The following is a 10,774-nucleotide window of genomic DNA, read 5'->3' as shown; positions in this document are numbered from 1 at the left end:
TACGGCGGTCATGGCGGAGGGGAAACGCCCGGTTACATTCCGAACCCGGAAGCTAAGCCCTCCAGCGCCGATGGTACTGCACTCGTGAGGGTGTGGGAGAGTAGGACGCCGCCGGACAATCTTCCAGAAAAGGCCACCCCAATCGGGGTGGCCTTCTCTGCGTCCCCCGAACTGATCGGCCGATTCGGTTACACGGAACCCCGGGTATCAGGCGACCCGGGACACCGCGTGTACCGCGATAACCAGGTCAGCCTCGGGTCTGCATGCCGTCGCGAAGGTTGCGCAGCAGGCCGCCGGCGTCGCTGACCGACCGACCCGGGAACATCGCCATGACCACGCTGCCGTGGTCGGCCCAGCCGCACACCGCGAAGTCCCCGCCCTCGCCGCTGGTGCTGCCGCACTTCAGCACACCGCCGAGGTCGCCCGCGGGCAGCTCGCGCAGACCGTTCACCGCGCCGGTCTCGTCCGACATCAGGCGGAAGAGGGTGTCCAGGTCCCGTTCCGGCTGCCAGAGCAGGGTGGTGCCCCCGAAGATGAGCACCGAGCGCTTCTCGTCCGCCGGGTCGCGGTAGACAGTGCCGAAACTGCGGTCCAGCTCGATGTTCGCCGCCAGGCCGCTGCGCAGATAGTCGGCAGTGCTCTTCGCCCGCTCGCTGTCGTCGCGGGTGAGACCCACCACCCGATCGGGTGAGGTCAGTTGGGTGTCCTTCTGCTGCGCCACCCGCCACCCGGCGACGCCGAGCACCCCGGCGCCGGCGAGGCCGACCACCAGTGCGGCCGTCCAACCGATCTTGCGGCGGCGTGACCACCCGCTGGATCGCTCGTCGGGATCGCCTCCGGAGTCCCGGGTGCTCAGCTGGATCGGTTCCTCGGTCAGCTCGACCGGCTCGCGACTGCCGTCGAGCGACCGCTCGGTGAGATGTGCGTCGGACATAGCCGACACCGTACGCGAACGGCAGGTGGCGCACGTCAGGTCTGCGGAAGCCCTCCGTAGACTTGTCCGGTGACCGAGAGACTGGATGCCCGACGCCCCGACGCCCCGACCCTTGCCGGCCAGTACCAGCCCGGTGAGGTAGAGCAGCGACGGTACGAGCAGTGGGTAGCCGGCGGGCACTTCCGGGCCTCCGCCGACAGCGACAAGCCCCCCTTCACCATCGTCATCCCGCCGCCGAACGTCACCGGCTCCCTGCACATGGGCCACGCGTTCGAGCACACGCTGATGGACGCGTTGACCCGGCGTAAGCGGATGCAGGGCTTCGAGGCGCTGTGGCTGCCCGGCATGGATCACGCCGGCATCGCCACCCAGAACCTGGTCGAGCGGCAACTCGCCGCCGAGGGGCTTTCCCGACACGACCTCGGCCGGGAGAAGTTCGTCGAGCGGGTCTGGCAGTGGAAGGCCGAATCCGGTGGTGCCATCCTCGGCCAGATGCGCCGCCTCGGCGACTCCGTCGACTGGGACCGCGAGCGCTTCACCATGGACGCGGGGCTGAGCCGCGCCGTCCAGACGATCTTCAAGAAGCTCTTCGACGACGGCCTCATCTACCGGGCCAACCGGATCATCAACTGGTGTCCGCGGTGCCTCACGGCGCTCTCCGACATCGAGGTCGAGCACACCGACGACGACGGTGAGCTGATCTCGATCCGCTACAGCGACGAGGTCGTGGTGGCCACCACCCGGGCCGAGACGATGCTCGGCGACACCGCCGTGGCGGTGCACCCCGACGACGAGCGCTACCAGCACCTGATCGGCACCGAGGTCGAGCTGCCGCTGACCGGCCGCCGGATCCCGATCGTCGCCGACGCGCACGTCGACCCGTCCTTCGGCACCGGCATGGTCAAGGTGACGCCCGCCCACGACCCGAACGACTTCGAGATCGGCCAGCGGCACGACCTGCCCGCGGTGACCGTGATGGACGAGCGCGGTGTGATCACCGTCCCCGGCCCGTTCGAGGGGCTGGACCGGTTCGAGGCGCGGCCGGCGATTGTGGCCGCGCTGCGGGAGCAGGGCCGCATCGTCGCCGAGAAGCGCCCGTACGTGCACGCGGTCGGGCACTGCTCGCGCTGCAAGACCACCGTCGAGCCGCGGCTGTCGTTGCAGTGGTTCGTCAACACCGCCCCGCTGGCCCAGGCCGCGGGTGACGCGGTGCGTGACGGCCGGGTCCGCATCGAGCCGGCGGAGTTGGCCAAGCGCTACTTCGCCTGGGTCGACAACATGCACGACTGGTGTATCTCCCGCCAGCTGTGGTGGGGGCACCGCATTCCGGTCTGGTACGGCCCGGCCGGCGAGATCGTCTGCGTCGGCCCCGACGAGGCGCCGCCGACCGGTGAGGGCTGGCACCAGGACGAGGACGTCCTGGACACCTGGTTCTCCAGCGGCCTGTGGCCGTTCTCCACCCTGGGCTGGCCCGAGCAGACCCCGGACCTGGCGAAGTTCTACCCGACCAGCGTGCTGGTCACCGGGTACGACATCCTGTTCTTCTGGGTCGCCCGGATGATGATGTTCGGCCTCTACGCGATGGACGGCCGGCCGCCCTTCGACGTGGTCGCGCTGCACGGCATGGTGCGCGACCAGTTCGGCAAGAAGATGTCGAAGTCGTTCGGCAACGTGGTGGACCCGCTGGACTGGATCGACCGGTACGGCGCCGACGCCACCCGGTTCACCCTGGCGCGGGGTGCGAACCCCGGCCAGGACGTCCCGGTCAGCGAGGAGTGGTGCCAGGGTTCGCGCAACTTCTGCAACAAGCTCTGGAACGCCACCCGGTTCGCCCTGATGAACGGCGCGCACACCACTGGCGACCTGCCTCCCACCGAGCAGCTCTCCACCGTCGACCGGTGGATCCTGTCCCGGTTGGCGCACGTCACCGCCGAGGTCGACGAGCAGTTCGAGGCGTACGAGTTCGCCAAGGTGTGCGACCTGCTGTACCACTTCGCCTGGGACGACGTCTGCGACTGGTACGTCGAGCTGAGCAAGCCGGTGCTCGCCGAGGGCGGTGAGCGGGCGGAGGCCAGCCGCCGGGTGCTCGGGCACGTGCTCGACCAGCTGCTGCGGCTGCTGCACCCGGTCATCCCGTTCGTCACCGAGGAGTTGTGGCTCGCGTTGACCGGCGGCGAGACGGTGCAGGCCGCCGCCTGGCCGGTGGCCGACCGGTCGCTGATCGACGACGCCGCGGAGGCCGAGCTGGTCGCCGTGCAGCGGGTGGTCACCGAGATCCGCCGGTTCCGTTCCGACCAGGGGCTGCGCCCCACGCAGCGGGTCGCTGCCCGCCTGGACGGGCTGTCCGGCGCGGGTATCGCGGCCCACGAGCCGCTGATCCGCTCGCTGGTCCGGCTGGACCCGGCCGGTGACGACTTCCAGGCCAGTGCCACGCTGGCCATGCCCGGCGCGGTTGGTGTCGCGTTGGACACCCGGGGGTCGATCGACGTGGCCGCCGAGCGGGCCCGGCTGACCAAGGACCGCGCGGCCGCCGAGAAGGAGGTCGCGCAGGCCCGGGCGAAGCTCGACAACCCGGCCTTCATCGGCAAGGCCCCCGAGCCGGTGGTCGCGAAGATCCGCGACCGGCTCGCCACCGCCGAGGCCGACCTGGTCCGGATCGACGCTGCTCTGGAGACACTGCCCTCGTGACCGACCGTACCGATTTCGCCGCCGTCGAAGCCGAGCTGAACGCCCGCGGTTTCACCCGCATGGTGTTCGAGCTGGACCGGATCGAGTCACTGCTCGACCTGCTCGGCAGCCCACAACGGGCGTACCCCGCGATCCACCTGACCGGCACCAACGGCAAGACCTCCACCGCGCGGATGATCGACTCGCTGCTGCGGGCGTTCGGGCTGCACACCGGCCGGTACACCAGCCCGCACCTGGAGACCGTCCGGGAGCGGATCAGCCTGGACGGGGAGCCGGTCAGTGAGGAGCGGTTCGCGGCGGTGTACCGGGAGATCAAACCGCTGGCCGAGTTGATCGACGCGCGCTCGGACGAGCCGCTGACGTACTTCGACATGACCACCGCGCTGGCGTTCGCCACGTTCGCCGACGCGCCGGTCGACATCGCGGTGGTCGAGGTCGGCCTCGGTGGTGCCGAGGACGCCACCAACGTTCTCCAGGCCGGGGTCTGTGTGATCACCCCGATCGGGCTGGACCACACCGAGTGGCTCGGCGACACGCTTCAGGACATCGCCTTGGCCAAGGCCGGCATCATCCACCCGGGCGCCACTGTGATCTCGGCGGCGCAGGACGAGGAGGCCGCCGGCCCCCTCCTCGAGCGCTGCGCCGAGGTCGGAGCCACCGTCGCCCGGGAGGGCGGTGAGTTCGGTGTGCTGGGTCGCGCTGTCGCGGTCGGCGGTCAGGTGCTCAGCCTCCAGGGCCTCGGTGGCGTGTACGACGACGTGTTCATCCCGCTGCACGGTGCCCATCAGGCGCAGAACGCGGCGGTGGCGCTCGCCGCCGTGGAGGCGTTCCTGGGTGCCGGGGCTCGACGCCAGCTGGACATTGAGGCGGTTCGGGAGGGCTTCGCCTCGACCAGCTCCCCGGGCCGGCTGGAGCGGGTCCGTAACGCCCCGACCATCCTGCTGGACGGGGCGCACAACCCGCACGGCATGAAGGCCACCGTCACCGCGCTTCAGGAGGAGTTCGCGTTCAGCAAGCTGGTGGCCGTGATCGGCGTCCTGGCCGACAAGGACGCGGAGGCGCTGCTGGAGTTGCTGGAGCCGGTGGTCGACCATGTGGTGGTCACCCGTAACAGCTCGCCACGGGCGATGCCGACGGAGGAACTCGCCGCGCTGGCCGCCGAGATCTTCGGCGACGGGCGGGTGGACTCGGCCGAGGAGATGCCGGACGCCATCGAGTTGGCGGTGGCGTTGGCCGAGGAGGACGTCCCGGGTGAGCTGAGCGGGGTCGGGGTGCTGGTCACGGGGTCCGTGGTGACGGTCGCCGACGCGCGCAGGCTGCTGAAGCGATGACCAGCCCGGAGCGGGAGCCGCACACCACCGAGGACCCGACCGGCGCGCCGGTCGAGCCGCCGGTGGGGGAGGAGCCCACGGCCGGGCAGCCGCGGCGCTCCGGGTTGCGCAACCCGGAGCGGGCGGTACGCGGTCTCGGTGCTGGCACCCTCAGCCTGGAGGCGCTGGTGCTCCTGCTGGCGATCCAGCCGATCCGGGTGGTCGGCGGTGACCTCGGCGGCGCCGCGATCGGTGCGGTGATCGCACTGGCGGTGGCCGCCGTGCTGCTCGCCGGCATGATGCGCCGCCCCTGGGCCTGGAACGCCGGCACCGTGCTCCAGGGCCTGCTGCTGCTGGGCGGGCTGCTGCACTGGTCGCTGCTCGGGCTGGGCATCATCTTCGCCCTGGTCTGGGCGTACGCGTTGCACGTTCGCCGGGTCATCCTCGGCTGACGTCGACCCGGTCGGCGGCGTCCGAAGGCGGGGCGGGGTCGGTCAGGCGTCGGCGCGTTCGCGCCACTGGGTGAGCGCGACGCCGTGGCCGTCCGGGTCGCGGAAGGCCGCAGCCCACGCCTCCAGCTTGGTGCCCCGGTTGACGACCCGGGGCGCGTACGTGAAGCGGACACCCGACTCGCGCAACCGCTCGTACGCCGCCTCGATGTCGTTCACCTCAAGGTTGACGTGCACCAGCCGGCGACTGATGGGCGCTGCCCCGGTCACCTCCCGCAGGACGAGCCGGGTCGTCCCGGAGGCGAGGACGGCGTTGTGGGCACCCTGGTCGACCTCGCTGAAGCCGAGCACGTCACGGTAGAAGCCGAGCGACCGGGGCAGGTCGGTGACCAGCAGGGTGAGGCCCACCCCGCTGATCGGCGCGGCCGAGCCCGCATCGAACCCGAAGATCGCCTGGTCCAACTCCTCGTCGGTCACGGTCGCGTGTGCGGCCCCGGCCGGGGAGGGGTCGTCCAGCGGAAGGTCGAGGGGGTCCAGCGGGTCGGCCGCGCCGGGGCCGGACCGCTGGGCGGGCGGCGGCTCGGAGCGGTGTGCGCTGGCTGGCTCGACGCGCTGTGGGCGGGGCGGGTTGGCGGTGTCGTCGGAGGACGCGATGGTCGTGCCGTCCTCCTCCAGAGCGTCGAACCGGTCGGCGGCGGGCTCGTCGAAGCGCTCCTCGGCGGGTGAGCGGGGTGCCGGGGTGGCCCGCCGCGGCAGCCCACCGGCTTGCTGTTCGACGACAACGCCCTCCAACACCACCGGGCCACCCGGGCTCTGGTGCATCACCACGGGCTCGCGCTCCTCGGGCGCCACGCTCGGGTCGTCGCGCCGGAGGTCATCACGCCGGCGGTCGTCGAGCCGGAGATCGTCGCGCCGGAGGTCGGTGCGCACCGGGTCACCGACCGGGTCCCGGAACGGGTCACCGACCGGGTCCCGGAAGTCGTCCCGGAAGTCGTCGTCCGGCGCGCGGTCGGCCCACGGCGGCGCGTCCTGCTGGATCAGCAGCTCGTCCATCGGCTCCGCGTCGGCGAACTCCGGCGGGAGATCGGCGACGGCAGCCGCGGTCTCGGCATGGGTCGGCACTTCGTCCCAGAGGACCTTGACGTGCCGCTGGTCGTCCAACGCGACCCGGATCGGCAGGGTCTGACCCAGCGACGGCCACTTGGAGACCGGCACCCTCGGCTCGATGATCTTCTTGGATCGCGGCGGCAGACCAGGGGCGTCGATCACCAGTTGGAGCTCGCAGCGGCCGAACGCGTACTGGGTGGGTGGTTCGGAGGCGCTGTGCACGTGCCCGACGCCGACCACCCAGGTACGCCCGCCGCCGCGTACGGTTGCCAGCGCGATCGCCAGCACCAGCAGGGCGACCCCGAGAGCCACGATGGCCCAACTGGTCATGCCCAGGCCGAAGAGGACGACGAAGGTGGCCACGGTGCCCAGCACCGCGCCGATCAGCTTGCGTACCGGCGCGATGGGTCGGTTCCCGCCATTCGCCACAGTGGACCTCCCGGGGGTCAGGACCAGGCTAGGCCGGATCGGCCACCGGGCGAAAGACCGGCCGCCGCGCCGACGCCGGGGCCGGGTCGCTAGGCTGACCGTACCGACCCCGAGCGTTCAGCGCGTACAGGAGGAACCCAGCGTGTCCAGCAACAGCCCGGATGAGCGCAGCCTCGTTCTGATCAAGCCCGACGCGGTTCGCCGCGGCCTGGTCGGCGAGGTCCTCTCCCGCTTCGAGCGCAAAGGGCTGCGGATCGACGCGATGGCGCACCGGACGATGGACGCCGCGCTCGCCGACGAGCACTACGCCGAGCACGTCGACAAGGCGTTCTACCCGCCGCTGAAGGACTTCATGACCGGCGGCCCGCTGGTCGCCCTGGTGCTCTCCGGCGACCAGGTCATCGACGTGGTCCGCGGGCTGGTCGGCGCCACCGACGGGCGCAAGGCCGCCGCCGGCACCATCCGGGGTGACCTGTCGCTGTCCAACCGGGAGAACCTGGTGCACGCCTCCGACTCGACGGACAGCGCCAAGCGCGAGATCGCGCTCTGGTTCCCCGAGCTGGGCTGACGCCCGACCGGCCCGAAGCCCGACCGGCGGCATCCGGGTTCAACCGACCGCCGGCACCTTCGCCGGGTTGCCGACCACGTAGATCCCGGTGATCCGTCCGTCGGCCGCGGCGATGGTCAGCGTGTACCGACTGCCGTCCGCCCGGGTGACCAGCACCGCGGGTTCCGCGTTGAGCTCGATCGGATCCATGGTCACCCGGTGACGCGGGCCGTAGACGCCGGCGTAGAACCGGGCGATCCGGTCCGCGCCGGTGACCGGGTTGAGGGCGGCCCGCGCCCGGCCGCCACCGTCGTTCCAGGCGGTGGCGTCGGCGGCCACCAGGTCGGTGAGCGCCGCCAGGTCGCCGTCGCGGGCGGCGGCGAGGAACGCGTCCAGCAGCCGCTCCCGCTCCGAGCGGCTGGCGGTGAACCGGCGCTGCTCATGGTGTACCCGCGCGGTCGCCCGGTGGTACAGCTGTCGACAGTCGGCGGCGGACCGGTCGAGGATCTCGGCGATCTCCGCGTACGGCAGGTCGAAGGCCGTGTGCAGGACGTACACCGCCCGCTCCGGTGGGGTGAGCCGCTCCAGCACGTGCAGCAACGCGGTGGAGAGCGAGTCGCGTAGCTCCACCCGGTCCAACGGCCCGAACGGCGACGGCGCGGTCGGCACCGGTTCGGGCAACCATGTCCCGACGTAGGTCTCGCGGGCCGCCTGCCGGGCGCGCAGCCGGTCCAGAGCCAACCGGGTGACCACTCGGGACAGGTACCGGCGCGGCTCGTCGACCCGTGCCCGGTCCACACCCAGCCAGCGCAGGTACGCCTCCTGCAGCACGTCCTCCGCGTCGTGCCGGCTGCCGAGCAGGCGGTACGCGAGCCCAAGCAGCATCGGCCGGTGCGCTTCGAGCGCACCGGCCGCCTCTGCTGCCGCCTTGGTGGTCACGCCTGGGCCGGAGGCTCCAGCCGCATCGTCACGCCGATCCGATTCCACACGTTGATTGTGGCAATGGCGATGACGAGGTCGGCCAGTTCCTTCTCCGACCAGACCTTCGCGGCGTCATCCCACACCTCGTCCGGCACCCCGTGCTCACCGAGCCGGGTGACGGCGTCGGTGAGGGCCAGCGCGGCCCGCTCCCGCTCGTCGAAGAAGGGCGACTCCCGCCAGGTGGCGACCGCGAACAGCCGCCGGCTCGACTCGCCGTCGGCGAGCGCGTCCCGGCTGTGCATGTCCACGCAGTACGCGCATCCGTTGATCATCGATGCCCGCAGCTTCACCAGCTCCAGCACGGTGCGGTCGACGTTCGTCTGGACGTACTTCTCCAACCCCAGGACGGCCTTGTACGCCTGTGGCACGACCTCGCTCGGGTTCATCCGTTGCACGACTACCTCCTGATCGGTTCCGACAGCCATACGACGATCGGGCCGGGCCGGGCGTGACAGCCAGGGCTGTGATCCCGCTCATGCCGCCGAGGCGGCCGGGGTGGGCGGTGAGCCGACCAACGACCGACGACCGGCGTTCGCGTTCGCGTCACCCGGGCCGCCGCTCACTGTCATCTCCACCCGATAGACCCACGGGGTCAACCCATGATCGGGAGGAAGCATGACCGAGTTTGATCGACGTACCCTGCTCCGGACCGGCCTGGTGGTCGGTGCCGGAGCCGCCGGCGGCGCGCTGTTGGGCGGTGCCGGCGCGAACGCCGCCCCGGCCTGGCGCCCGGCGGCGCGCCCGCTCCTCACCCATGGGGTGCAGAGCGGCGACGTGACCGCGGACTCGGCGCTGGTCTGGACGCGGGCCGACCGGCCGGGCCGGATGCTGGTCGAGGTGAGCCGTCGGCCGGACTTCCGGGGGGCGCGCAAGCTGCGCGGCCCGGTGCTCACCCCGAACGGGGACTTCACCGGAAAGGTCCGGCTGCGGGGCCTGCCGGACGCCGAGCGGCTGCACTACCGGGTGCGGGTGGAGAGCCTGGATCGGCACGGGGTGGTCAGCGAGCCGCTGACCGGGACGCTGACCACCGCACCGGGTCGGCACCGGCGCCGCGACGTGAAGTTCGTGTGGACCGGCGACGTGGTCGGGCAGGGCTGGGGGATCGCGCCCGACTTCGGCGGCATGTCGATTTTCCGGGCGATGCGGCAGACCCGGCCGGACTTCTTCCTGTGCAGCGGCGACACGGTGTACGCCGACGGCCCGCTGGTCGAGTCGGTGACGCTGCCCGACGGGCGGGTCTGGCGCAACCTGGTCACCCCGGAGAAGAGCAAGGTCGCCGAGACGCTCGCCGAGTACCGCGGGCAGTTCGCCTACAACCTGCTCGACGAGCACCTGCGGGAGTTCGCCGCGGCGGTGCCGCAGATCAACCAGTGGGACGACCACGAGGTCCTGAACAACTGGTACCCGGGTGAGATCCTCGACGACCCGCGCTACACCGAGCGGCGGGTTGACGTGCTCGCCGCCCGGGCCCGGCAGGCGTTCAACGAGTGGCTACCGGTGCCGGTGGACGGGCCGATGTACCGGCGGCTGTCGTACGGGCCGTCGCTGGACGTGTTCGTGCTCGACATGCGCACCCACAAGGACCCGAACGACGGCAACACGTACGCCGACCCGAAGCGCGGTCTGCTCGGCCGGCAGCAGCGGGAGTGGCTGATCCGGGAGCTGAAGCGCTCCACGGCGACCTGGAAGGTGATCGCCAACGACCTGCCGATCGGCGTGGTGGTGCCGGACGGTCCGGGCGCGCAGGAGGGTGTCGCGCAGGGCGACCCGGGTGCGCCGGCGGGCCGGGAGTTGGAGTTCGCCGAGGTGCTGCGGGCCACCCACCGGGCCGGGGTGACCGGCATGGTCTTCCTGACCGCCGACGTGCACTACACCGCCGCGCACCACTACGACCCGTCCCGCGCGGCGATCGGCGACTTCACCCCGTTCTGGGAGTTCGTCTCCGGCCCGGCGCACGCCGGCGCGTTCGGTCCGAACGCGTTGGACGGCACGTTCGGACCGCAGGCGGCCTTCGTGCACGCGCCGCCGGTGGCCAACACGGGCCCAGCCGGAGGTTTCCAGCACTTCGGCGAGGTCACCATCGACGGTGAGTCCGAGGCCCTGACGGTTCACCTGCGCGACCGCGACGGTGCCTCGCTGTGGAGCACCACCCTCCCGGCGCCCTGACCTGACCGCAGCTGGTTGATCATGAGGTTGGCGGGCGGATCGGCGGCCAACCGACCCGTCAATCTCATGATCAGCGGCGGTCGCCGCCGGGGGTGAGAACCGGAGTGGGGGGCACGGTCCGGTCGGCGGGCGCCGGGGGTTCGGGGGAGGCCGGCGTGGCGGG

General features: G+C 71.6%; 9 protein-coding genes and 1 rRNA gene. 6 read left to right on the top strand and 4 right to left on the bottom strand.

What is annotated here, in order from left to right; translation table 11 throughout:
- Window positions 1-117 (top strand): 5S ribosomal RNA (gene rrf, locus DLJ59_RS33685).
- Between the two features lie 130 nt (window positions 118-247).
- On the opposite strand, the gene DLJ59_RS33680 is transcribed toward rrf, so the two are convergent.
- Entirely contained in the window at window positions 248-934 is a 687-nt protein-coding gene (locus DLJ59_RS33680) for a hypothetical protein (protein WP_124778152.1), read from the bottom strand.
- A 69-nt stretch (window positions 935-1,003) separates the two neighbouring features.
- On the opposite strand from DLJ59_RS33680, the gene DLJ59_RS33675 reads away from it, so the two are divergent.
- Genes DLJ59_RS33675 through DLJ59_RS33665 form a run of 3 tightly spaced genes read left to right on the top strand, consistent with a single transcriptional unit; the run spans window position 1,004 to window position 5,384 of the window.
- The gene (locus DLJ59_RS33675) at window positions 1,004-3,622 is read left to right on the top strand and encodes a valine--tRNA ligase (RefSeq protein WP_124778151.1); all 2,619 of its coding nucleotides are present in this window, start codon (window positions 1,004-1,006) and stop codon (window positions 3,620-3,622) included.
- On the top strand, window positions 3,619-4,953 hold the full coding sequence (locus tag DLJ59_RS33670) for a bifunctional folylpolyglutamate synthase/dihydrofolate synthase (protein WP_124778150.1): 1,335 nt from the start codon (window positions 3,619-3,621) through the stop codon (window positions 4,951-4,953). The genes DLJ59_RS33675 and DLJ59_RS33670 overlap by 4 nt, the downstream gene beginning before the upstream one ends.
- Window positions 4,950-5,384, top strand: coding sequence for a DUF4233 domain-containing protein (locus DLJ59_RS33665; protein WP_124778149.1), 435 nt, complete (start codon window positions 4,950-4,952; stop codon window positions 5,382-5,384). The genes DLJ59_RS33670 and DLJ59_RS33665 overlap by 4 nt, the downstream gene beginning before the upstream one ends.
- A 42-nt stretch (window positions 5,385-5,426) precedes the next feature.
- Here the strand turns inward: DLJ59_RS33665 and DLJ59_RS33660 are convergent, their stop codons facing one another.
- On the bottom strand, window positions 5,427-6,917 hold the full coding sequence (locus DLJ59_RS33660) for a VOC family protein (protein WP_124778148.1): 1,491 nt from the start codon (window positions 6,915-6,917) through the stop codon (window positions 5,427-5,429).
- 142 nt (window positions 6,918-7,059) lie between these two features.
- Here DLJ59_RS33660 and ndk point away from each other — a divergent pair, with 142 nt between their 5' ends.
- Entirely contained in the window at window positions 7,060-7,485 is a 426-nt protein-coding gene (ndk, locus tag DLJ59_RS33655) for a nucleoside-diphosphate kinase (protein WP_088949743.1), read from the top strand.
- Window positions 7,486-7,524: 39 nt separating this feature from the next.
- Here the strand turns inward: ndk and sigJ are convergent, their stop codons facing one another.
- Window positions 7,525-8,403 carry an RNA polymerase sigma factor SigJ gene (gene sigJ / locus DLJ59_RS33650; RefSeq protein WP_244236372.1) on the bottom strand — a complete coding sequence of 293 codons (879 nt, stop codon included), beginning with the start codon at window positions 8,401-8,403 and terminating at the stop codon, window positions 7,525-7,527.
- The gene (locus DLJ59_RS33645) at window positions 8,400-8,831 is read right to left on the bottom strand and encodes a carboxymuconolactone decarboxylase family protein (protein WP_208648928.1); all 432 of its coding nucleotides are present in this window, start codon (window positions 8,829-8,831) and stop codon (window positions 8,400-8,402) included. The genes sigJ and DLJ59_RS33645 overlap by 4 nt, the downstream gene beginning before the upstream one ends.
- 229 nt (window positions 8,832-9,060) lie before the next feature.
- Between DLJ59_RS33645 and DLJ59_RS33640 the strand changes: the two genes are divergently transcribed.
- Window positions 9,061-10,611, top strand: a complete 1,551-nt coding sequence (locus DLJ59_RS33640; protein ID WP_124778146.1) for an alkaline phosphatase D family protein — start codon at window positions 9,061-9,063, stop codon at window positions 10,609-10,611.
- Window positions 10,612-10,774 lie beyond the last annotated feature (163 nt).

The organism is Micromonospora inaquosa (assembly GCF_003857055.1).
Taxonomy (GTDB): domain Bacteria; phylum Actinomycetota; class Actinomycetes; order Mycobacteriales; family Micromonosporaceae; genus Micromonospora; species Micromonospora inaquosa.
This window is presented reverse-complemented; position numbering and strand designations above follow the sequence as displayed.

What these genes read in the sequence shown, in the direction of transcription:
- DLJ59_RS33645 (WP_208648928.1), bottom strand. Translation starts at nt 8,831, where the DNA reads ATGAACCCGAGCGAGGTCGTGCCACAGGCGTACAAGGCCGTCCTGGGG.
- DLJ59_RS33665 (WP_124778149.1), top strand. Translation starts at nt 4,950, where the DNA reads ATGACCAGCCCGGAGCGGGAGCCGCACACCACCGAGGACCCGACCGGC.
- DLJ59_RS33640 (WP_124778146.1), top strand. Translation starts at nt 9,061, where the DNA reads ATGACCGAGTTTGATCGACGTACCCTGCTCCGGACCGGCCTGGTGGTC.
- DLJ59_RS33680 (WP_124778152.1), bottom strand. Translation starts at nt 934, where the DNA reads ATGTCCGACGCACATCTCACCGAGCGGTCGCTCGACGGCAGTCGCGAG.